At 64.1% G+C, this 22575-nt stretch carries 22 protein-coding genes; 12 read left to right on the forward strand and 10 right to left on the reverse strand.

Annotation, left to right across the window (positions count from 1 at the left end; genetic code table 11):
- Positions 1–107: 107 nt before the first annotated feature.
- Positions 108–782, reverse strand: a complete 675-nt coding sequence (locus tag AC1C2O_RS17380) for a fasciclin domain-containing protein (protein WP_495431828.1) — start codon at positions 780–782, stop codon at positions 108–110.
- A gap of 151 nt (positions 783–933) precedes the next feature.
- Between AC1C2O_RS17380 and AC1C2O_RS17385 the strand changes: the two genes are divergently transcribed.
- The 6 genes from AC1C2O_RS17385 to AC1C2O_RS17410 all read left to right on the forward strand — a co-directional run bounded on the left by AC1C2O_RS17385 (position 934) and on the right by AC1C2O_RS17410 (position 7583).
- Positions 934–2649, forward strand: a complete 1716-nt coding sequence (locus AC1C2O_RS17385; protein ID WP_495431829.1) for a cytochrome c biogenesis protein DipZ — start codon at positions 934–936, stop codon at positions 2647–2649.
- Positions 2650–2739: 90 nt separating this feature from the next.
- The gene (sigK, locus tag AC1C2O_RS17390; protein WP_495431830.1) at positions 2740–3339 is read left to right on the forward strand and encodes an ECF RNA polymerase sigma factor SigK; all 600 of its coding nucleotides are present in this window, start codon (positions 2740–2742) and stop codon (positions 3337–3339) included.
- Positions 3336–4103, forward strand: a complete 768-nt coding sequence (locus AC1C2O_RS17395; protein ID WP_495431831.1) for an anti-sigma factor — start codon at positions 3336–3338, stop codon at positions 4101–4103. The genes sigK and AC1C2O_RS17395 overlap by 4 nt, the downstream gene beginning before the upstream one ends.
- A 19-nt stretch (positions 4104–4122) precedes the next feature.
- Positions 4123–4752 carry a DNA-directed RNA polymerase subunit beta gene (locus AC1C2O_RS17400; protein ID WP_495431832.1) on the forward strand — a complete coding sequence of 210 codons (630 nt, stop codon included), beginning with the start codon at positions 4123–4125 and terminating at the stop codon, positions 4750–4752.
- A 217-nt stretch (positions 4753–4969) separates the two neighbouring features.
- Positions 4970–5854 (forward strand): aminodeoxychorismate lyase, encoded by an 885-nt coding sequence (locus AC1C2O_RS17405; protein WP_495431833.1) that lies wholly within the window; start codon positions 4970–4972, stop codon positions 5852–5854.
- 31 nt (positions 5855–5885) lie between these two features.
- Positions 5886–7583 (forward strand): long-chain-fatty-acid--CoA ligase, encoded by a 1698-nt coding sequence (locus tag AC1C2O_RS17410; protein WP_495431834.1) that lies wholly within the window; start codon positions 5886–5888, stop codon positions 7581–7583.
- A 22-nt stretch (positions 7584–7605) separates the two neighbouring features.
- Here the strand turns inward: AC1C2O_RS17410 and pstB are convergent, their stop codons facing one another.
- The 7 genes from pstB to AC1C2O_RS17445 all read right to left on the reverse strand — a co-directional run bounded on the left by pstB (position 7606) and on the right by AC1C2O_RS17445 (position 15713).
- Complete coding sequence (gene pstB / locus AC1C2O_RS17415) at positions 7606–8385, reverse strand: phosphate ABC transporter ATP-binding protein PstB (protein WP_495431835.1); 780 nt, start codon at positions 8383–8385, stop codon at positions 7606–7608.
- A gap of 28 nt (positions 8386–8413) precedes the next feature.
- Positions 8414–9508, reverse strand: a complete 1095-nt coding sequence (gene pstA / locus AC1C2O_RS17420; protein ID WP_495431836.1) for a phosphate ABC transporter permease PstA — start codon at positions 9506–9508, stop codon at positions 8414–8416.
- 1 nt (position 9509) lies between these two features.
- Positions 9510–10481 (reverse strand): phosphate ABC transporter permease subunit PstC, encoded by a 972-nt coding sequence (pstC, locus tag AC1C2O_RS17425; RefSeq protein ID WP_495431837.1) that lies wholly within the window; start codon positions 10479–10481, stop codon positions 9510–9512.
- Positions 10482–10596: 115 nt separating this feature from the next.
- A complete protein-coding gene (locus AC1C2O_RS17430; RefSeq protein ID WP_495431838.1) occupies positions 10597–11712 on the reverse strand; it encodes a phosphate ABC transporter substrate-binding protein PstS in 1116 nt (371 codons plus the stop codon).
- A gap of 135 nt (positions 11713–11847) precedes the next feature.
- Positions 11848–12810, reverse strand: a complete 963-nt coding sequence (locus AC1C2O_RS17435; RefSeq protein WP_495431839.1) for an NUDIX hydrolase — start codon at positions 12808–12810, stop codon at positions 11848–11850.
- Positions 12807–14972 (reverse strand): RNA degradosome polyphosphate kinase, encoded by a 2166-nt coding sequence (locus tag AC1C2O_RS17440; protein WP_495431840.1) that lies wholly within the window; start codon positions 14970–14972, stop codon positions 12807–12809. The genes AC1C2O_RS17435 and AC1C2O_RS17440 overlap by 4 nt, the downstream gene beginning before the upstream one ends.
- A 54-nt stretch (positions 14973–15026) precedes the next feature.
- Entirely contained in the window at positions 15027–15713 is a 687-nt protein-coding gene (locus AC1C2O_RS17445; protein ID WP_495431841.1) for a winged helix family transcriptional regulator, read from the reverse strand.
- 136 nt (positions 15714–15849) lie between these two features.
- Here AC1C2O_RS17445 and AC1C2O_RS17450 point away from each other — a divergent pair, with 136 nt between their 5' ends.
- The 3 genes from AC1C2O_RS17450 to ygfZ all read left to right on the forward strand — a co-directional run bounded on the left by AC1C2O_RS17450 (position 15850) and on the right by ygfZ (position 18037).
- Entirely contained in the window at positions 15850–16140 is a 291-nt protein-coding gene (locus AC1C2O_RS17450) for a hypothetical protein (RefSeq protein WP_495431842.1), read from the forward strand.
- Positions 16141–16301: 161 nt separating this feature from the next.
- A complete protein-coding gene (locus AC1C2O_RS17455) occupies positions 16302–16904 on the forward strand; it encodes a heme-binding beta-barrel domain-containing protein (RefSeq protein ID WP_495431843.1) in 603 nt (200 codons plus the stop codon).
- A 2-nt stretch (positions 16905–16906) separates the two neighbouring features.
- The gene (gene ygfZ, locus AC1C2O_RS17460) at positions 16907–18037 is read left to right on the forward strand and encodes a CAF17-like 4Fe-4S cluster assembly/insertion protein YgfZ (protein WP_495432169.1); all 1131 of its coding nucleotides are present in this window, start codon (positions 16907–16909) and stop codon (positions 18035–18037) included.
- Here the strand turns inward: ygfZ and AC1C2O_RS17465 are convergent.
- Positions 18034–18855, reverse strand: coding sequence for a class I SAM-dependent methyltransferase (locus AC1C2O_RS17465; RefSeq protein WP_495431844.1), 822 nt, complete (start codon positions 18853–18855; stop codon positions 18034–18036). The two genes, ygfZ and AC1C2O_RS17465, sit on opposite strands and share 4 nt — an antisense overlap.
- 47 nt (positions 18856–18902) lie before the next feature.
- On the opposite strand from AC1C2O_RS17465, the gene AC1C2O_RS17470 reads away from it, so the two are divergent.
- Entirely contained in the window at positions 18903–19646 is a 744-nt protein-coding gene (locus AC1C2O_RS17470) for a phosphoglyceromutase (RefSeq protein WP_495431845.1), read from the forward strand.
- A 79-nt stretch (positions 19647–19725) separates the two neighbouring features.
- On the opposite strand, the gene phoU is transcribed toward AC1C2O_RS17470, so the two are convergent.
- A complete protein-coding gene (gene phoU, locus AC1C2O_RS17475) occupies positions 19726–20433 on the reverse strand; it encodes a phosphate signaling complex protein PhoU (RefSeq protein ID WP_495431846.1) in 708 nt (235 codons plus the stop codon).
- A 198-nt stretch (positions 20434–20631) separates the two neighbouring features.
- Here phoU and AC1C2O_RS17480 point away from each other — a divergent pair, with 198 nt between their 5' ends.
- Positions 20632–21855 (forward strand): sensor histidine kinase, encoded by a 1224-nt coding sequence (locus AC1C2O_RS17480; protein WP_495431847.1) that lies wholly within the window; start codon positions 20632–20634, stop codon positions 21853–21855.
- Positions 21852–22535 (forward strand): response regulator, encoded by a 684-nt coding sequence (locus tag AC1C2O_RS17485; protein ID WP_495431848.1) that lies wholly within the window; start codon positions 21852–21854, stop codon positions 22533–22535. Before AC1C2O_RS17480 ends, AC1C2O_RS17485 begins: the two co-directional genes overlap by 4 nt.
- The last annotated feature ends 40 nt before the right edge of the window (positions 22536–22575 follow it).

A 22575-nucleotide genomic window follows, 5' to 3' on the forward strand; every position in this document is an offset into this window, starting at 1 on the left:
TCTAGAACCACAAAAGCGCGGTCGCCGACGACATGGTGTCGTCGGCGACCGCGCTTCTGCCGATTGTGCCGTTGCTCCCCCGAACCGGCACGATCAGATCCGTCCGGTCACTCAGCCGGGGGCATCAGAACCGAGTCGATGAGGTAGACGGTCGCGTTCGCAGTCTGGACTCCACCGCAAATCACGTTGGCGTCGTTGACCATCCACGCGTCCCCGCTACCGGTGACCTCGAGGTCTGCACCCTGAACAGTGGTGTGCATGCCGGCGATGTCCGCAGGCTCGATCTGGCCGGGAACCACGTGGTAGGTGAGGATCGACGACAGCGTCGCTGAGTCGGTCTTCAATCCCTCGATAGTGGCCGGGTCGATCATCGCAAACGCGTCGTCCACGGGTGCGAACACGGTGAACTCGTCGCCGTTGAGGGTGTCAACGAGGTTCACATCAGGGTTCAGCTGTCCGCTCACCGCGGCGACGAGGGTCGTCAGCAGTGGGTTGTTGGATGCTGCGACCGCAACTGGATCCTGAGACATGCCCTGGATCGAGCCGCCACCGTCCGGGACAGCTTCTGCGTAAGCCTCGCAGCCGGGGCCGACGAGGTTCGCCGCGGGATCCATTGTCTCGGGCATCGCCTCAGGCGTCGTCTCTGTCGTCTCTGAAGACTCAGGTGTGGTGGGCTCTGCCTCTTCAGCAGTGTCGGTGCCCATGGAACAACCCGACAGCACGAGAACGCTGGCGAAGCCGAGCGACAGAGCTGCGGTGATCTTCTTCTTGGTGCTGAACATGTCTACCTCCGGGAATCGAAGCCACGGAATTCCCGTGGCGTTGATGATTCTTCGGAGCCCCTTCCGCATTGGATGGGAACTTTCTTCAAAAACTTTTGAGCCAATCCGTTGGGCCGCTCAATCCGAAGTACCCGCAACGGAAGGCGAGGACATGGACCTCATCATCATCGGGCTGCTCGGCGGCCTCATCACGGGGATCTCGCCGTGCATCTTGCCGGTACTCCCGGTCATCTTCCTCACTGGAGGTGCACAGTCGGCGCGTTTTGAAGGGGAGGGGGATATTGCTCCCGCTCGACGCAGCCGTCCGTATCTCGTTATCGCAGGACTCGTTCTGAGCTTCAGCCTGGTCACTCTGGTCGGCTCCCTCATCCTCGGACTCCTCAATTTGCCGCAGGACATTATCCGATGGGTAGGGATCGTCGTACTCGCGCTCCTCGGCGTCGGGCTGCTTGTCCCGAAGCTTGAGCGGCTACTAGAGAGGCCTTTCCAACGTCTTCAGTCTCGAAAGGAAGTGAAGAACCAGGGCAGCGGCTTTGGCGTCGGGCTCGCGCTCGGCGCGGTCTTCGTCCCCTGCGCTGGCCCGGTGCTCGCGGCGATCATCGTGGCAGGCGCCACAGGTCAGATCGGCGTCGGAACCGTGGCGCTCACATTCTCCTTCGCCATCGGCGTGGCCATCCCGCTTCTCGTCTTCGCCCTCGCTGGTCGAAGTGTCGTCGAGCGTATCCGAGCATTCCGCACACGTGAGCGCGGACTGCGTATCGCTGCGGGCATCGCGATGATCGCACTCGCGATCGGACTCGTCTTCAACGTGCCGCAGATGCTGCAGCGGCTGGTCCCGGACTACACGGCAGGAATCCAAGAGGACCTGGCAGACAAGCAGGCCGATGCGCTCGACCTCGGTGGCCTCGTCACCGACGAGAACCGCGAGCTCGACAACTGCACCAACGGAGCCGAAGAGCTTGAGTCCTGCGGGACGGCACCATCGATTCGCGGCATCGAAGAATGGCTGAACACTCCGGGCGGCGAAGCGATCGACCTGAAGGATCTGCGTGGACAGGTCGTGCTGATCGACTTCTGGGCGTACTCGTGCATCAACTGCCAGCGCTCGCTCCCACACGTCGTTGCCTGGGATGAGGCTTACAAGGATGCGGGGTTGCAGGTTATCGGCATCCATTCGCCCGAGTACGCGTTCGAGAAGGATGCGGCCAACGTGGCTGCCGGAATCGAGGACTTCGGCATCGACTACCCGGTTGCACTCGATAACAACCTGTCCACCTGGACGAACTATCGCAACCGCTACTGGCCCGCGCACTACCTCATCGACGCCGAAGGCACCGTCCGACACATCTCGTTCGGCGAGGGCAACTACGCAGCGACCGAGAGCATGATCCGCGAGCTGCTCGACGACGCCGACCCCACAGCCACGCTGCCAGAACCGACAGAGGTTGCAGATGCGACGCCGGAGCTGGGCTCGACGACGCCCGAAACTTTCCTCGGCTCTTCCAAGGACATCAACTACGGCGGCGGCGACACCTACGGCGCCGGGACGACGACCTTTACGCTTCCGGACAAGCAGCCAGCGGACTCGTTCGCCCTGGAGGGGGAGTGGGAGATCGCGACCCAATTCGCGACTCCCACAGGTGATGGCGGAAGCATCCGCCTGACCTATCGGGCCGCTGAGGTGAGGATGGTGCTCGCCGGCGAGGGAGAGATCATCGTCACCACCCAGAACGGTGAAAGTCGGACGATCACCGTCGACGGCACACCGAAGTCGTATGAGCTCCTGAAGACCGCCGACGGTGAGACCGGCGAGCTGACAGTGGAGGTCCCGACTGGCATCCAGGCATACTCCTTCACGTTCGGATGAACTGTGTGGCGGATGCGCCGTGTGGCGGATGAGCCGTATTCAATGACGCGCTGATCGGCGAGTGGTTCGGATGAGAAGAGGAGATACGGCATGCTTGTGGAGATGGTCATCGACGGCGTGGATATGCGCGAGGACGGCACCGCGGGAGATCCCGTTGCCGACCTCCTCATCCGCGTGGCCGGCGGAGACCAGACCGCCTTCGCGGAACTCTACGACTTGCTCTCCTCGCGCGTGTTCGGACTCATCCTGCGCGTGCTCGTCAATCGCTCGCAGAGCGAAGAGGTGCTTCAGGAGGTCTTCCTGGAGATCTGGCAATCCGCGGCGCGCTTCGCTCCGAACAAAGGGCACGGACGTACCTGGATCCTCACGATCGCTCACCGCCGGGCGGTCGATCGGGTCAGAGCGTCGCAATCCAGCACGGATCGCGACGTTCGGGTCGGAATCCGCGATATCGGAGTGGCGCACGACAGCGTCGCCGAGCAGGTCGAGATGAGTATCGAGGGGGAACGGGTGGTCGCAGCACTTGCGACGCTGCCTGAACCGCAGCGTGAGGCACTCGTCCTGTCGTACTACGGCGGTTACAGTCAGAGCGAGATCTCGGTGCTCATCGGGGCACCGCTGGGCACGATCAAGACCAGGGTCAGAGACGGACTTTCACGACTTCGGAACGAAATGGGGGTGAACGCATGAACGAGAACGAATTCGCCGAACTCGCGGCAGGGAACGCCCTGCACGCGCTGTCGGATGCTGATGGGCAGCGCTATGCGGACGCCCTCAGTGCGCATCCTGAGTGGGCAGCGATCGCGGAAGGCGACGCTGAGACCGCGGCGCTGCTCGCCGACGCCACCTCGCCGGTCGTACCGCCTGCCGGTATTCGAGAGATGCTGCTCGCGCAGATCGCCACCACGCCGCAGCAGCCGTCCGAACCTCGTCGTCCAGAACCAGTGGTTTCGGATGCGTCTGAGGATGCGGCTGAGGGTGAGATACGCGCTCCGCGGCGATGGTCGCGCGTGCTGTTCACGCTCGCCGCGTCCGTCGTGCTTCTCGTCGGCATCGGGTTCGGAGCCGTGTTTCTGTCGTCGCAGCTGACGCCACCAGCATCCGTCGTCGCTCTGGAACAGATCGAATCAGCAGCGGATGCGCAACAGGCGACGGTCGAACTGGAATCCGGCGTGCTTGCCACGGCCCACTGGTCGGAATCCGTCGGAAATGCAGTGCTGGTCACCGAAGGTCTCGACACGCTCAGCGCGGAACAGTCGTATCAGCTGTGGTTCGTGCGCGCAGGCGAGCCTGTACCCGCTGGGCTGTTCAACACGGATGCTGGATCTGCGACCGCCTTGCTCGACGGAGACATGCATGAGGGTGACATCATCGCCGTGACGGTGGAAGAAGCCGGCGGATCGCCGACGGGTCTGCCCACGACGGATCCGATAATCGCGATCCCGACCGCCTGAGCGCGAGTAGCCTGGATGGATGCCTGAGCAGTTCCACCGACCGGTTCGCCGACCATCGGCATCCTTCGACAAGCTCGTCGGAGCATCCGACTCTGCCGAAGCGCTGCGCGTGGCTCACGCCACGGCATCCGCTCTGCTGACGCGAGCCCGCGACGACGAATCCGGTGAGAGCGCGAAGCGGCTGATCGCGTTCACCAGCGAGCATGGCATCGATGACATCGCTGAGCTGTGGGCGTCGGCTCCTGCTGTCTCACTGCCCGGCGCGCTGTGGCGCCTGTACCTGCTGCAACTCGCGATCCACACTGATCCGCAGACCTCTGCGTTGCTATACGAACGAGGCAGAGTCGAGCTCGCGTCGGCGGATGCCGTCGTGGCGGGCGCGCCGGTGCCAGCGAGCCCGGAAGAGCTCGTGGCGCTCATCGACACGATCCTGCGGGGCGTGTTCCAGGGGGACTTCGCCGTTGCGTTGGAACGGGCGGCGGCGTTCTGCCGGGTGCAGGTGTCAGGTGCGACCCACGCCGCTGACGACTGTGAGGCGACCGAGCCGGTGCGAGCGACAGAGCTCACCGCACGCGCCCGACGCCTGCACACCTATGCGAATGACCTCAGTGCGGCGGCCTCGCTCTGGACCGTCGGCAGCTTGACCTGAGTCGAGGACATGCCATTAGGAGCGGTGCTGTCCTCTGCAGAGCGCCGGGGCAGAGCGCCCGTAGGCAGAGAAAGACCGGGCCGCAGAAACGCCTCTCGGCGGGAGGCCGCTCAAAGCGGCAAAAATTGGAGCCCGGGGTTATGCGGCCCGGCTACTCCATTGTAACGTCCCGACGCCGACGGTATTCCCGTTGCCGCCCGGGTCGTAGAGTCGATTCATGTCCCAGCGCTTCGCTCTGATCATCGATCCCGTCCACTCCGACGAGGAGCGTGCCGACTACGCCGACACGTTCACCGTGGTGGATGCCACGGCTCCTGCCCTCAGCGTCGGTGAGCTCAGCACACAGCGCGGCGACGGGGTGTTCGAGTCGATCGGTGTGATCGACGGGCACGCTCAGGAGGTCATCGCGCACCTCGAGCGTCTTGCCAACTCTGCGCGCCTGTGCGACCTCCCGGTGCCGCACCAGGAGCAGTGGCGTCAGGCTGTCGCGGTGGCGTCCGCCGAGTGCCCGCCGGGGGAGGCCGTGATCAAACTGATCCTCAGCCGTGGCGTGGAGCACGGGCCGACTCCGACGGCGTGGGTTACTGCGGCGCCGGCATCCGATTTCTCTCGTGTGCGCAGCGACGGTGTGCGCGTCGTGACCCTGGACCGTGGGTACGACCTGGATGTGGCGGAGCGCGCGCCCTGGCTGCTGCTGGGAGCCAAGACGCTGTCGTACGCAGTGAACATGGCGGCACTGCGCGAAGCGCGCAGGCGTGGGGCGGATGACGCGATTTTCCTATCCACAGACGGCTTCGTGCTCGAGGCTCCGACGGCATCGCTGATCCTCCGCTTCGGTGACCGCTTCGTCACGCCAGCGCCCTCGGGCGGCATCCTGCACGGCACGACGCAGTTGAGCGTCTACGAGTACCTGTCGGGACGCGGCTTCGAGACCGAGTACACGCGGATTCCGGCATCCGATCTGGTGCGAGCGGATGCCGCATGGCTGGTCTCGAGCGTCCGTCTCGCAGCCCCGATCACATCCATCGACAGCACCTCGTTGTCCGTCGACGCTGAACTCACTGCAGATGTGAACCAGTACCTTCTTTCTGCCCGAGACTGACAGCGGGCGGCGTTCGAGGCAGGATGGATACATGTCTGGCAACGCATACGAATCACGGCCATGGCTCGCGTCATACGCGGACGGCGTTCCCGCTGAGATAGCTACGCCAGCGCAGACGTTGACCGAGATGATTGATGCGAGCGTCAAGATGTTCGGACGCCGGCCTGCGCTCGAGTTCTTCGGTGCAGTCACGAGCTACCGGGATCTGGGCGAGCAGATTCAGCGGGCCGCGGAAGGACTGCGGCGGCTGGGTGTGAAGAAGGGGGACCGCGTCGCCCTGGTTCTGCCGAACTGCCCGCAGCATGTGGTGGCCTTCTATGCGGCGCTGCGGCTGGGCGCGATCGTCGTCGAGCACAACCCGCTCTACACTCCGCGCGAACTACGCCACCAGTTTGAAGACCACGGCGCCCGCGTCGCGATCGTGTGGGACAAAAGCGTTGACACGCTCGCTGGCTTCCCCGCCGACCTCAAGCTTGAGCGCATCATCAGTGTCAACATCACGACTGCGCTCCCGTTCGCCAAACAGTTGGCCCTGCGTCTGCCTCTGAGAAAAGCGCGCGAATCCAGGAAAAAGCTGACCGGCACGCCAAAGACAAGGAATCCGCTCGCCTGGAAGAAACTGCTCGACAACCGTCGGATCTCCCGTCGTGTGGCGGGGCCCAGGCTCGAGGACGTCGCCCTGCTCCAGTACACGAGCGGCACGACCGGTGACCCGAAGGGTGCCATCCTCACGCACTCGAACTTGCGCGCGAATGCCATGCAGGGCCGTGCCTGGGTGCCAGGGCTCGTTGACGGGCAGGAGACGTTCTACGGAGTGCTGCCACTTTTTCACGCCTACGGGATGACGCTGTGTCTGACCTTCGCAATGAGTATCGGTGCGAAGCTCGTGCTGTTTCCCACCTTCGATCTCGACCTCGTCACGGATGCTGCACGCACGAGTCCGCCCACCTTCCTGCCTGCGGTGCCGCCGATCTATGATCAGCTCGCTCGCGCAGCCTCCCGCGGCACGATCGACCTGTCGACGGTGCGGTTTGCGATTTCCGGCGCCATGAGCCTGCCGGTGGAGACCGTCCGGCGCTGGGAGGAGGCCACAGGAGGGCTCCTTGTCGAGGGGTACGGCATGACAGAGGCCTCACCGGTGGCGCTCGGCAATCCGATGGGCCCGACGCGACGGCCTGGAACCGTCGGCGTGCCGTTCCCGAGCACCGAAATCCGTGTTGCCGATCCGGGTGACTCGTCCATCGACTTGGCGCTGGGCGAACGAGGCGAACTCCTCATTCGCGGACCGCAGGTCTTCCAGGGTTACTGGGGACGCCCGGGTGACACCGCGACAGCGTTGCTTGCTGACGGGTGGCTGCGAACGGGTGACATCGCTGAGGTCTCCGCAGACGGCTTTGTGACGATCGTTGATCGGCTCAAGGAGCTCATCATCACTGGCGGCTTCAATGTATCGCCCACCGAAGTCGAGCAGGCGCTTGAGGTGCATCCAGACGTCGTCGCCGCTGCCGTCGTCGGGATCCCGCGATCGAACGGCGGTGAAGACGTCGCGGCGGCCGTCGTGCTTCGTGAAGGAGCCGAGCTCGATGCAGGCGCCCTGCGGGACTTCTGCCGAACTCGGCTCGCTTCGTACAAAGTACCCAAGCGAATCACCGCGGTCGATGATCTACCGCGGTCACTCATCGGCAAGGTGCTGCGCCGTCAAGTGCGAGATCGCATGCTCTCGGCGTAGCGACGGACGTGCTCGGCTCAGCTCAACCGAACCGACCCGACACGTAGTCCTCGGTCGCCTGTACCGCGGGAGCGGTGAAGATCGACGCGGTGTCGTTGTACTCGATGAGATTGCCGGGCTTGCCGGTGCCGGAGATGTTGAAGAATGCCGTCCGGTCACTCACGCGAGACGCCTGCTGCATGTTGTGGGTGACGATGACGACGGTGTACTGGTTCTTCAGCTCGCCGATCAGCTCTTCGATCGCGTAGGTCGAGATCGGGTCGAGTGCCGAGCACGGCTCGTCCATGAGGATGACCTGCGGCTCCACAGCGATCGCACGCGCGATGCACAAGCGCTGCTGCTGGCCACCCGAGAGGCCCGAGCCCGGCCGGTCGAGACGGTCCTTGACCTCGTTCCAGAGGTTCGCGCCGGTGAGGGCGCTCTCGACCAGAGCCTCCTGGTCGCTCTTGGACATGCGCGTGTTGTTCAGCTTGACGCCAGCGAGCACGTTCTCTTTGATCGACATGGTCGGGAACGGGTTCGGGCGCTGGAACACCATGCCCACCTGTCGACGAACGAGCACCGGGTCGACCCCGGGGCCGTACAGATCTTTGCCGTCCAGCAGTACTTCACCCTGCACGCGCGCACCCGGAATAACCTCGTGCATGCGGTTCAGCGTGCGTAGGAACGTGGACTTGCCGCAACCGGATGGTCCGATGAACGCGGTCACGCTGCGCGGCTGGATGTCGAGGGATACGCCCTCCACGGCGAGGAAGTCGCCGTAGTAGACGTTGAGGTCATTGACTTCGATGCTCTTAGACACGGGAGATTCCTTAAATATCGGGTACGACTCAGCGGCCGGAGGTCTTCGGGGCGAACCACTTCGCGATCAGTCGCGCGAGCAGGTTCAACACCATGACGATCAGGATCAGGGTGAGCGCAGATGCCCATGCACGGTCGAGCGCGGCATCCGGGTTCGTGCCCTGGTTCATGTACTGGTTGTAGGCGAACACGGGCAACGTCATCATCTGTCCGTCGAAGATGTTCGTGTTCATGCTCATTGTGAACCCGGCGGTCAGCAGGAGCGGCGCGGTTTCACCGATCACGCGAGCGATCGCCAGGGTGACCGAGGTCATGATGCCCGCGATTGAGGTGGGCAGTACGACCTTGAGGATCGTGAGCCACTTCGGAACGCCCAGCGCGTAGGCTGCTTCGCGCAGCTCGTTCGGGACGATCTTCAGCAGTTCCTCGCTGCCACGCACGACAACCGGCGTCATCAGTACGGCCAGCGCAAGTGCACCCATGATGCCCATCGAGATTCCGGGCCGGAAGATCAACGAGAACACCGCGTAGATGAACAGACCCGCGACGATCGACGGAATTCCCGTCATCACATCGACGAAGAATGTGATGCCCTTCGCGAGTCTGCCGCGGCCGTACTCGACCAGGTAGATCGAGGTCATCAGGCCGATGGGCACCGAGATCACCGTGGCGGTGAGAGTGATCAGCAGCGTGCCCCAGATGGCGTGCACGATTCCGCCGCCCTCGCCGACGACGTTGCGCATCGAGAACGAGAAGAACTCCGCATCAAAGCGGTTGAGACCGTTCGACACGACGGTCCAGAGCAGAGAGATGAGCGGCAGTAGGGCGATCAGGAACGCTGTCGCGACGAGCGCCGTCATCAGCCGGTCGACGGCCTTGCGACGGCTTTCCACGATCATCGACAGGACCGTGATCAGCACCATGTAGAGCACGATGCCGATGATGGATGCGCCCACCACGTTGAAGTCGGCTGGGTCCTGGCCGATGCTCGCAACGCCGAACACGGCGAACGAGATCACGAATGACAGCAGCAGCAGAGCCCATGGAGCCCACTTCGGAAGTCTGCCGGAGGTGAGAGAGACGTTGGGGGCGAGCGAAACGCTGGCGGCTTCTGCGATGGTCATGTCAGTTCGCTCCCGAGAACTCGGCGCGGCGGGCAACGATCCAGCGCGCCAACGCATTGACCGCGAAGGTCACGACGAAGAGGATGAGGCCGGTCGCGATGAGCGTGTTGACGCCGGTGCCATGCGCTTCGGGGAAGGCAAGGGCGATGTTCGCGGGAATCGGCGTGGGGTTGGTGGCGGTGATCACCAGGAAGCTGACGACAGCTGCCGGTGAGAGCACCATCGTGACGGCCATCGTCTCGCCGAGTGCGCGGCCGAGGGCGAGCATTGCCGCAGAGACCATGCCGCCGCGGGCGAAGGGAAGGACGGCCATCCGCACCATTTCCCAGCGTGTCGCGCCGAGTGCGAGCGCTGCCTCTTCGTGGAGCGTTGGCGTCTGCAGGAATACCTCACGGGAGATCGCTGTCATGATCGGAATGCACATCACGGCGAGCACCAGAGCAGCTGTCAGAATCGTCTTTCCGGTCGAGGAGACCTGACCCTGGAAGAACGGGATCCAGCTCGCGTTCTCGCTCAGCCATGCGTAGATGGGCTGGAGCAGCGGGGCCAGCACGAGGCCACCCCACAGGCCGAAGACGACCGAGGGAACGGCGGCGAGCAGGTCGATGATGTAACCGAGGAAGGATGCAAGTCTGCGGGGCGCGTAGTGCGAGATGAAAAGCGCGATGCCGATCGAGATCGGAGCGGCGATGACCAGCGCCATGAACGCGGCCCAGAGCGTGCCGAAAACCAGCGGCCAGACGTACGTCAAGAACGACTCGCCCTTGAGGATGTGGTTGTCGCTGGTGTCGGCCTGGAATGTGGGGATGCTCTGGATGATGAGGAACGTGGCGACGGCCGCGAGGACCACGAGGATGATGATTCCGGCGCTGAGTGCGGTGCCAGAGAACACACGGTCGCCGAGCCTCTGCTTGGCGGTGATCGGGGCCGGCGGATCGGTGCGCGCGGTCTGTACCTGCTCGGTCGTGCTCATGTTCTCCCTGTTTCGGGCGGAGGAGTCGGGGTGAAGCGTAGCGTGCTCATTGCTGCCCTCGCACCTGTTCGGGGTGCGAGGGCAGCAATATCAGTTCTGTACAGTCAAGCTGCGATCAGCCGACCTGGATCATGTCGATTGCAGCGAGCACCTGCTCGCGCAGGCCGTCCGAGATCGGGGCGTTGCCGGCGTTCTCTTCTGCAGCAGCCTGGCCCTCGGGGCTGGCGATGTAGGTGAAGTACGCCTTGACGAGCGCTGCGATGTTCGTGTCCTCGTACTGCTCGCAGCCGATCAGGTAGCTGACCAGAGCGATCGGGTACGCGCCACCCGTGGCCGAAGCAGGGTCAACGTCGAACACGAGGTCTCCGTCGCCACGGCCTTCGACGAGCGGGGAGTTCTCGACCAGGAGGGATGCTGCCTCTGCCGAGTAAGGGACGAATTCGCCGTCAACCTCGACGTGGACCTGACCGAGGTCGCCAGCCTGCGAGGCGTCCAGGAAGCCGATCGCTCCGTTGCCGGCAGTGATCGCCTGCTTCACACCTGAGGTGCCCTGAGCGGCTTCGCCGCCCTCGATCGGCCAAACGTCAGCGGCCTCGAAGGTCCAGACATCTGCCGCGGTCGCGCTGAGGTACGAGGTGAAAGTCTCCTGCGTGCCGGACGGGTCGGAGCGGTGCACCGGCGAGATGGCCAGGTCGGGCAGCTCGACGCCGTCGTTCAGGGCGGCGATGGCCGGGTCGTTCCAGTTCGCAATGGTTCCGGCGAAGACGCCCGCGATGGCGGCGGCATCCAGGTTCAGTGTGTCGACGCCTTCGAGGTTGAACGCGACGGCGACCGGGGAGATGTAGAGCGGAACTTCGACGATGTCGTCAGTGGTGCACGCGCCGAAGCCGCCGGCGGCGACTTCCTCGTCGTTGAACGCACGGTCGGAGCCGATGAAGTTGCTGCCGCCTTCGAGGAAGTTCTCGCGGCCAGTGCCGGAGCCGGTGGGCTCGTAGTTGACGGTGACGTCGCTGTTGGCGGTCTGGAAAGCGGCGACCCATGCTTCCTGGGCTGCTGCCTGCGAGGAAGCGCCCGTGGCGTCGATGGTGCCGGACAGCTCGGATGCGGTGGTGTCATCGCTGGGCGCGGCGGATGTGTCGTCGGCGGGAGCTTCGTTCGCGGCACAGCCGGCGAGAGCGAGGGCGGCGATGGCGCCGATGGCGCCAATTCGGGCGATTCGGGAGATCTTCACTGTGGATCCTTCGATCGTGGATGGTTGAGGCCCGGTGCAGGGCACACAGTGACGCTAGGCGCGGCGGTTAACGAGATTCTCCCGTGCAGGTAAACGGAAGGTGAACGACTGGCGACCCCTTGGGGTAGGGATCGGTCAGATCTTCGGAACGTGCGTCTCGATCGAGATGATGCCCGAACCTGGGTTTGTCGCTGACAGATGCGCGACAGAGAAGGCGCCGACCTCGAGATCTGCGGCGCTGCTGACGTAGGAGCCGCGCAACGTTCCGGTCGCGAGCGCGAGCTCGGTGAGAATGTCTGGAAGCACGGGGCCGTGGCTGCAGAGTACGGCAGGCTTGCGTGAGCGCACGCGCTTGCCAATCACAGCGCGCACGTCCGATCGCCCCTCTTCCCAGGCGTCTTGGCTGATGCGCTCCGTCTCCACCGGATTGCGGTCGAGGGCCTTCGCAAGCGGTGCGACGGTCTGCACGCAGCGTGTGGCGTCGCTGGTGATGATCTTGCGGATGCCGAAGGCGCGCAGCGGCGCGACGATGGCCGCCGCCTGCCGCTTGCCGCGCTCGGTCAGCGGACGCGAAGCATCTGACATCGCCCACTCGGAGCGACTGACTGCCTTCGCATGCCGCAGTGCGATGATCGGAAACGTGTGCAGCACGCCATCGTCGACGAGTCGTTCGAACTCATCGAGAATTTCCAGATCCACCGGATAGCTGAGGCACTTTCGTGCCTTCTTCAGGCTCATCCACTCCAGCGCGGCGATCTCATGATTCGGCACGAAAGCGGAGTTGCGAATCGCCTCCTCGGTTGCCTCAGCAGCCCAGTAGTGCACGACCTTCTGACGCTTGGGACGCATGAAATAACGGCTGACGCCCACCGGAACTCCGAGGCTCACCCGGATGCCGGTTTCCTCATGCACTTCACGCACCGCCGTCTGGGCGAGCATCTCACCAGGGTCGACTTTGCCTTTGGGGAGTGTCACATCACGGTACTTTGTGCGATGGATCAGGAGGATGCGGAGCTTGCCCTCGACCAATCGCCACACGACGGCGCCCGCCGCGTACACGGCCTTGTCGTCGCGCACGCCGATCTCCATCGTCGTCATCGCACCGACCGCGTGCGACGGCGCCGTTGGATCTGGCTCATCGTCTTGTCCTGCAGATCGATGAGTGGATTTCCCTCAGCATCAGTGGAGCGGCGCTCCCAGACACCCTCTGCACCGAGATGCCAGGAGGTGGTGCCATCATCCATGGCGAGGTCGAAGAATGCCAACAGCTCTTTGATGTGAGCCGCGTCGGTCACTCGCACCAGGGCCTCGACTCGTCGGTCGAGATTTCGGTGCATCATGTCTGCGCTGCCGATGTGAATCTGGGGGTCACCGGCATTGTCGAACGCAAAGATCCGGGAGTGCTCAAGATAGCGTCCAAGGATGCTGCGTACGGTGATGTTGTCGCTGATGCCTGGCAGGTCGACCTTGATGCTGCAGATGCCGCGCACCCACACATCGACCTTGACCCCGGCCTGGCTCGCACGATAGAGAGCATCGATGATCTCCTCGTCGACCATCGAGTTGACCTTGATACGAATGTGAGCGCGACCGCCTGCCTCGGCGTTCTTTCGCTCGTTGTCGATCTGGCGAAGGAGCCCCTTGCGCAGGTGCAGCGGAGCGACCAGAAGTCGCTTGAACTTCTTCTCGATCGCGTAGCCGCTGAGCTCGTTGAACAGTCGGGTGAGGTCCTTGCCCACCTGCGCATCCGCGGTGAACAGGCCGAAGTCTTCGTAGACGCGGCTCGTCTTCGGGTTGTAGTTGCCCGTGCCGACGTGTGAATAATGCTGCAGCATCCCGCCTTCCTCACGGATGACGAGAGCGAGCTTGCAGTGGGTCTTCAGGCCCACGAGCCCGTATACGACATGCACGCCGGCCTTTTCGAGCTTGCGCGCCCAGACGATGTTGTTCGCTTCGTCGAAGCGCGCCTTGACCTCGACGAGGGCGAGCACCTGTTTTCCTGCCTCGGCCGCGTCGATCAACGCCTGCACGATGGGGCTGTCTCCCGAGGTGCGGTACAGCGTCTGCTTGATCGCGAGTACGTGCGGGTCGCGCGCTGCCTGCTCGAGGAATGCCTGCACACTCGTCGCGAACGACTCGTACGGGTGGTGCACGAGCACGTCGTTCTTGCGGATCGCGGCGAAGATGTCGGCGCGGCTGTTCGAGCCGGTGGGTTGGAAGGCGACTGCCGTCGTCGGCAGATGCGGCGGATAGCGCAGATCGGGGCGGTTGACGCGGGAGAGGGAAAATAGTCCGCGCAGATCGAGCGGACTGGGGAGGCGGTAGACCTCCTGATCGGTGATGTCGAGCTCTTTGATCAGCAGATCAAGGGTCACGTCATCCATGTCGTCTGCGATCTCGAGCCGGATCGGCGGTCCGAATCGGCGTCGGAGCAGCTCGGCCTCGAGCGCCTGAATCAGGTTCTCGCTCTCGTCCTCCTCGATCTCCACATCCTCGTTGCGGGTGAGGCGGAATGCGTGATGATCGAGCACCTCCATCCCCGGGAAGAGATCGCCGAGGTGATTCGAGAGTAGATCCTCGAGCGGCAGGAACCGCTTGATCTCACTGGTACCAGGCACCTCGACAAGTCGCGGCAGCATCGGTGGCACCTTGAGCCTGGCGAATTCCTGCCGGCCGGTGCGCGCGTTGCGGATGCGGATCGCGAGGTTCAGTGAGAGCCCCGAGATGTAGGGGAACGGGTGCGCCGGGTCAACCGCAAGCGGCATGAGCACAGGGAAGACGTGCAGTTGGAAATACTCGGTGAGGGCGGCACGCTCAGCATCGGTGAGTGCGTCCCATTCGGTGATCTCGATCCCGGCATCCGCCAGAGCAGGTCGAACGAGTTCAGTCCACGCGGCGGCGTGCCTTCGCTGCAGGGCATGGGCCTCGTTGGAAATATCAGCGAGGACATCCGAGGGCGATCTGCCTACGTTTGTGGGAATGGCGAGTCCGGTGAGGATGCGGCGCTTGAGGCCGGCCACGCGCACCATGAAGAACTCGTCAAGGTTGCTCGCGAAGATCGCCAGGAAGTTCGCTCGCTCAAGTTCTGGGAGGCTCGAGTCCTCGGCCAGTTCCAGAACGCGTTGATTGAACGCCAGCCAGCTGATCTCGCGGTCGTGGTACCGGTGGTCAGGCAGCAGCGAGTCCGGGGACTCGATGGCGTCGAAGTCATCGTCCTCAGCGTCACCGAGGCCAGCGTCTGCGAAAGCGGGTTCGATCATGCTGTATATCTTGGCATTGCCAGGTGACACGTGTGTGAACGAGTCAATGCAGTGTCACGGGGATGTGGCAGCCAACTGCTCTTCGTCGTACACATTGAAGCGGTACCCGACGTTGCGAACGGTGCCGATGATCTGTTCCTGGTCGCCGAGTTTTGCGCGCAGCCGACGCACGTGCACGTCGACAGTGCGTGTGCCGCCGAAGTAGTCGTAGCCCCACACTTCGCTCAGCAGTTGTTCGCGAGTGAATACGCGTGACGGATGCGTGGCGAGGAAGTGCAGCAGCTGAAACTCCTTGTAGGTGAGATCCAGCACCTTGCCGTGCAGTTTGGCGGAGTACGACTGTTCATCGATCGAGACGCCGGATGCCTGCACTCGGGTGGGCGCGGCACTGGCATCGCTGCGAGCGATCGCCAGCCTGATGCGCGCGTCGGTCTCCGCCGGGCCAGCATTCGTGAGCAGCACATCGTCGATGCCCCAGTCTCCGGAGACGGCGCTCATGCCGCCTTCGGTGACGACGAGCAGAAGCGGAGCATCCTGGCCGGTCGTGCGCAGCAACTTGCACAGCGATTTGGCACCGGCGAGGTCGTGTCTGCCATCGACGATCACGATCTCGCTCTCGGGCGCGCTCACGAGTTGAGCGGGTTCTGCAAGGATCTGGCGCACACGATGACTGAGCAGATCGAGGGCGGGCAGAACCTGCTCCGATGTGGGAGCAGAAGTCAGAACAAGGATCAGAGCCACGCACTTTCCTTTCGGGCGACGAGGTCGACGCCCTGCACGGCGATCGGGGGAAGCCGTGCGCCAATGATACCGAGCGAGAGCCGACGTCGTGACCTGCTGTGGGTGCATTCCGCGACGAATGCGTAACAATGGACTCATGCCTGAACCCGCTCTCGCACCGCGTAGCCCACTGAGTGGCGTCGCCGTCGTGTGGGCTGCCGCCCTCATTGCTGCGGTCGTCATCGGTATCTTCGTGCCGGAGGAGTGGCGGTTCCAGTGGCTGCTTGTTGGTTTCGGTGGCGCGATTCTGCTCGCCTTCGCTTTGCAGCTCTGGTACGGCCAGACCAAGGGGTTCATTTTCCGGCTGGCCGCGAGCGTGACCGGCGCACTGCTGCTGCTCGGCATGGTCTCGGCGGGTTTCGCTCTGGCTGCGCTGGTCCCTGCCTGAGGCACTCGCCGCGAGGGCTGACAGCAAGAGTAGAGTGGCGTTATGGACCTTGTCGCTCTTGAACTCTTCTTCATCGGTCTGCTGGGCCTTGCGAGTCTCGCGATCTTCTTCGTCGCCGGTGTGGTGCTTCGGAACCTGTTCCGCGGCCAGCGCTGAGCGCAATGATCGAGCTTCCTACCGACCTTCCTGCTGATCTCGCGCCGCTGAGCTGGCTCATCGGCGTCTGGGAAGGCACCGGGGTCATCGATTACACCGCGGATGATCACCGATTCCAAGGCGAGTTCACCCATCGGGTGAGCTTCAGCCACGACGGCACCGGGTACTTGAACTATTCCGCGACAGCGTGGATGGCAGCGGCAGAGGGCGAAGCATCCGTGCCGCTCGTTGCCGAGATGGGTTTCTGGCGCATCGCTCGTCCTGCGACAGCGGCAGATGCCGGTCCGGCGCTGCTGCCGCCGGTCGGCGCGGCCCCGGTGCGTACCGTTCACGACGTCGAGTTGCTTCGCACTTCATCCGGCGGCTTCCCGCTGGAGGTGTCGGTCGCGCACTCTGACGGTGCGCTTGAGCTGTATTTGGGCGAAATCAACGGCCCTCGTGTCGACATCGTGACCGATGCGATCGTGCGCGGTGCAGGCGGTAAGGAATACCGCGCAGCTAGCCGTATGTATGGCCTGGTCGATGATCACCTGCTCTGGGCCTGGGACATCGCCGCTCTCGGCGCCACGCTGGCGTCGCACGCATCCGCTCGTCTGGCGAGGGTCTGATGATGTCGACACTTATCGAGGCCTTTGCCGCACTTCCTGGCGCAGTCGAAACCGACGGCGTCCTCATGCACCTGGGCGACCCCATGCGAGAGCAGCGTCGTCTACTCGCAGGCAGCGCCATCGCGCCGCTGGGGGATCGCGCTGTGATCGAAGTGGCCGGGGAAGACCGCCTGAGCTGGCTGGACTCCATCACTTCGCAGGCCGTTGCCCGTCTGCGCGCAGGTGACAGCACTGAGCTGCTCGTGCTTGATCCGCAGGGGCGCGTCGAACACGCTGCCGGTGTCTTCGAAGACGGCTCGTCCGTGTGGCTGATCGCAGACGCCGCAGATGCCGAGCCTCTCGCCGCCTGGCTGAAGCGCATGGTCTTCCGCTCGCGTGTCACGGTGACCGTGCGCACAGAGCTTGGACTGCTCGGTTTCTTCGCCGGCGGGGATGCACAGGCCACCGCACGCGCGATCGCGGCAGCACCCAATGGCACGCCGCTCGTATGGTCTGATCCATGGAGCACTGTGCAGCCCGGCGGGCATCAGTATGCAAATGTCGAGCAGCATCCCGCCGCTGACTACGCGTGGCGTGTGGCGATCGTCGAGGCGGATGCCGTTGCATCCGCTGTCCCCACATTTGATGCCGCTGGCATTCTCGCGGTCGAGGCGCTGCGTATCGCAGCCTGGAGGCCGCGCTGGGCCAGCGAGGTCGATGAGCGTTCGCTGCCGCACGAAGCAGACTGGATCCGCAGTGCGGTGCACCTGAACAAGGGCTGCTACCGCGGTCAGGAGACGGTCGCGAAGGTGCACAATCTCGGGCACCCGCCGCGCCGCCTTGCCGCCCTGCACCTTGATGGCAGCGATGCCGTACTGCCGGAGCCGGGGGCTGCGGTCTTCGCAGGTGACGCAGAGGTCGGGCACATCACCTCAGTGGCCAGGCACTATGAAGACGGACCGATCGCGCTGGCGATGCTGTCGCGCCGTGCGCCGACCGTTGAGTTGGTCGTGCGGGCAGAGGGCATCGATGTCCCCGCGGCGCAGCAGGTGATCGTACCGGCGGATGCCGGTGCCACCGCCGATGTGCCCAGGCTCACTCGGCTCTCTCGTCGTCCCGAAGGACAGGATCCGCGCAGGACGACCGGCAGCTAACGAGGCGCGACGGCGCTCCACGGCACTGTGAGCTCGCCGAGTCGCCAGCGGCTGCGGCCGCCCAGGACTGGCCATCCCTGCTCCTTGAGTGCCTTCGCAGCAGCGAGGAATCGCTGCGTCGCACCGAAGGTCGACAGTGGCGCAGCACGGTCCCATTCCCGATCCAGGCCGACGAGCAGGTCGTGCACGCGTTCACCTGGCACGTTTCGGTGGATGAGTGCTTTGGGCAGCCGCTCGGCGACGATGCTGGGCTGGTCCAGCTCGGCCAGCCGCAGTGAGATCGTGAAACGTTGAGGCTGCCCGTCGCCGGTGACGTCGATCCAACTGGCGATCCGCCCGATTTCGTCACAGGTGCCCTCGAACAGCAGTCCCTTCGGAGCGAGCCGGGCAGCCATCGACGCCCATGCGGCCGGAACTTCCGATTCGTCATACTGGCGCAGCACGTTCATCGCTCGGATCGCTGCCGGGCGCCTGCCGTCGATCATGGGCACTTCGAACCCGCCACGCGCGAAGGAGACGCGAAGATCGGGGGAGAAGGGCGTGCGCCCCGCGCGCACATCCTCTAGCTGTCTGCGCGCGGTGGCGACGCGTTCAGGATCGAGTTCGAAGCCGATGACCTCCGCATCCGCACGCACCCGGCCGAGCCTGGTTGCCAACTCGAACGCGGTCACACCGCTGGCGCCGAACCCCAGATCGATTACCAATGGATCTGCGGCAGTGCGAAATGCGTCGCTGGCGGCGATCCAGCGATCGTTACGGCGCAGTCTGTTCGTGCCCGTGGTGCCCCTGGTGGGATGCCCGAGTGGAGATGACGCCATGCATCCATCCTGCCATCGGCGGCGAGGGCTCTCGATAGACTGGAGCCATGACGCGCACCCTCATCCTGCTCCGCCACGGCCAGAGCGAGTGGAACGAACTGAACCTGTTCACCGGCTGGGTGGATGTCCGACTCACCGAACAGGGCAAGAACGAAGCTCGCCGCGGCGGCGAGCTGCTCGCCGAGTCCGGCCTGCTGCCCGACGTTCTGCACACCTCGCTGCTCAGCCGCGCGATCCAGACCGCGGATATCGCGCTGGATGCCGCCGACCGCCTGTGGATCCCAGTGACCCGCTCCTGGCGGCTCAACGAGCGTCATTACGGCGCTCTGCAGGGCAAAGACAAGGCGCAGACGCTTGAGGAGTTCGGTCCAGAGCAGTTCCAGCTGTGGCGTCGCTCGTTCGACGTGCCACCGCCCCTGCTCGATGACGCCAGCGAGTTCAGCCAGGTTAACGACCCCCGCTACGTCGGCATCGACGGCGAGGTGCCCCGCACCGAGTCGCTTTCAATCGTCATCGACCGCATGCTGCCCTACTGGGAGAGCGCGATCATTCCTGACCTCGAAGCAGGCAAGACAGTCCTGGTCGCCGCGCACGGCAACTCGCTGCGCGGCCTCGTCAAGCACCTGGACGGCATCAGTGACGACGCGATCGCCGAGCTGAACATCCCCACCGGCATCCCGCTGATTTATGAGCTGGACGAGAACAACGTTCCCACCGGTCCTGGCCGCTACCTCGACCCCGAGGCTGCTGCCGCTGGAGCCGCCGCCGTCGCATCCCAGGGCAAGAAGTAACGCCGAACCCGGGTAAAAGCCGAGGGCCCGTGATGCAGATGTCTGCATCACGGGCCCTCGGCTTTAGGTAGGTAGGGCGTCAGGCCAGGCCCTTGCCGTCGCTGCCCGCAGCATCGGCCGCAGCTTGAGCGATATCGTCCTCGCGGACGTCCCAGTCGCCAGTGGCGAGGTAGACGACCTTCTTGGCTACAGCAACCGCGTGGTCCGCGAAGCGCTCGTGGTAACGGCTGGCGAGTGTGGCATCGACGGTCGCATTCGCCTCACCCTTCCAGGTGTCGCTGAGCACCTTCTCGAACACGCGGGCGTGCAGCTCGTCGACCTCGTCATCCGCGTTGCGGATGGTGTCGGCCAAGCGCAGGTCCTGCGTTCGCAGCAGCTCTGAGAGCGTACGGGCGATCTCGACATCCTGCTCGCCCATCTTCGTGAAAGTGCTCTTGAGCCCCTTCGGAATGGCGCGCTCAGGGAAGCGCATGCGAGCAAGCTGAGCGATGTGCTCTGACATGTCGCCCATGCGCTCCAGGGAAGCGCTCACACGCAGCGCGAAGACGACGATGCGAAGATCGCGCGCGACCGGCTGCTGGCGCGCGAGGATCTCAATGGCCTGCTCGTCGAGCTTGAGGGCCAGGTCGTCAATCTTCGAGTCGTCGGCGATCACCTCTTCAGCAAGGGAGACGTCGCTGGTGGCGAAGGCGCGGGTGGCTTTGTCGATGGAGACCGTGACAAGGTCAGCGATCTCCACGAGGCGAGACTGCAGGTCCTCGAGGGACTGGTGGAAGACTTCGCGCATGTGCGGCGCAACCTTTCGTTCGGATCTCGGGCGGTTCCGGCCGGCCGATGGGGGGAGCAGCGGTGTTCGCACGCCCACAGCGATTGTGTTCGTTGAAGGTTAACGAACGGTGCCCAGTATGTGAATACTAGTTCGACGCTTCCCGCCCTGATGCGGAAACTCGCCGAAGTTCGGGTGAACGCACTCTACGCTTGAGACATGTCCCCGCCGCAGATCACGTTCCTTGCACTTGCTGTGGGCTTAGTGATCGGCGGGGGGTTATCGGCTCTCATCGTGTGGGCGTATCGGGCGCGCGCGAAGGTCGTAGAGGAATCTTCCGCCACCGTTCCGCAGGGCACGGCGGACGTGCTCGACAGCATGGATGACGCGGCCTGTGTCATTGACACGTCGGGGCTCGTACTCGCGACCTCCCATGCCGCTGCGCGGTTCGGGATCGACGTCGGTGAGACGCTTGACAACCAAGAGTTGCGCCAGCTCGTGCGCACGGTGCGCTCGATCGGAGCATCCACCACCGAGACGATGAGAATCACGCGCCCCGGCATGAGCCTGGACCCACGACTGGTGTCGGCGCGAGCCAGCACGCTGGGGCCGCGGCTGACGTTGTTGATCATCCGCGATGTCACCGAGCAGGAACGATTGGATCAGGTGCGCCGCGACTTCGTCGCCAACACCAGCCATGAACTGAAGACGCCGGTCGGCGCGGTGAGCCTGCTCGCCGAGGCGATCGAATCGGCGGCAGATGACCCGGCACAGGTGCGCATCTTTGCCGCTCGCATCTCGGCAGAGGCATCGCGTCTCGGCCAGCTCACCGGTCGTATCATGAGCCTGTCTCGTCTGCAGGCGGCTGATGGGATCACTGATTTTGACCCGGTTGCCATCGACGAGGTCGTCACTGCATCCGTCGAGGCGCATGCCGTGCAGGCCGATTCCGCCGGCGTCGAGCTTCTTCGCGGTGGTGATCGAGGTGCTTTCGTGCGTGGTGACGCGCAGATTCTCATCGAGGCGGTCAGCAACCTCATCGCGAACGCGATCGTCTACTCATCGAACGGCTCTCGGGTGGGCATCGGCATCAAGATTGAGGGCGAAACCGTTGAGATTGCGGTGTCGGATCAGGGCATCGGGATCACCGAATCTGACCGCGAACGCATCTTCGAGCGCTTCTATCGCGCAGATGAAGCGCGTTCGAGGCGAACCGGTGGCACCGGCCTCGGCCTCTCGATCGTAAAGCACGCCACCCAGCGGCACGGAGGCGAGGTGCGCTTGTGGTCTCGCCCCGGCCGCGGATCAACTTTCACCATTGTCCTGCCACGAATCGAAGCGCCGGTAACGGAAGACGCCGACCGGAAGATCAAGAAGAAGCGCGCGCGGAAAGCGGCCAAGGCTGTCGCATCCAATCGCGTCCGAAACGGAGACACCGCATGACTCGCATCCTGATCGTCGAGGACGAACCCGACCTCGCGGACCCGCTTGCTTACCTGATGCGCCGCGAAGGCTACGAGGTGGAGATCGCAGAGGACGGCCCTGGCGCCCTCACCGCGTTCGGAGAACGCGGCGCAGACATCGTGCTGCTCGACCTCATGCTTCCCGGTATGCCGGGCACTGAGGTGTGCAGGCAGATCCGCTCCACATCCACTGTGCCGATCATCATGGTCACGGCAAAGGATTCCGAAGTGGACATCGTCGTCGGACTGGAGTTGGGCGCAGACGACTACATCACCAAGCCGTACTCGTCTCGCGAACTGCTTGCTCGCATGCGCGCGGTACTGCGTCGGGTCGTGCAGGCCGACAGCGACCTCGACGAGCGTGTGCTCGACGGTGGCAGGGTTGCACTCGACATCGATCGGCACACGGTCACTGTCGCAGGTGCGGGGATCAACATGCCGTTGAAGGAATTCGAGCTGCTCGAGCTGCTGATGCGTAATTCCGGCAGGGTGCTCACACGTGGTCAACTGATCGACCGAGTGTGGGGCAGCGACTACTTCGGAGACACCAAGACGCTTGACGTGCATATCAAACGCATCCGATCACGAATCGAGGAGAACCCCAGTGAACCGGTCATGCTGGTGACCGTTCGCGGACTGGGCTATCGCTTCGAGGGCTGAGTGAACAACGAGAGGCCGGCACCCGTATGGGTGCCGGCCT

The organism is Microbacterium sp. Y355 (assembly GCF_059445345.1).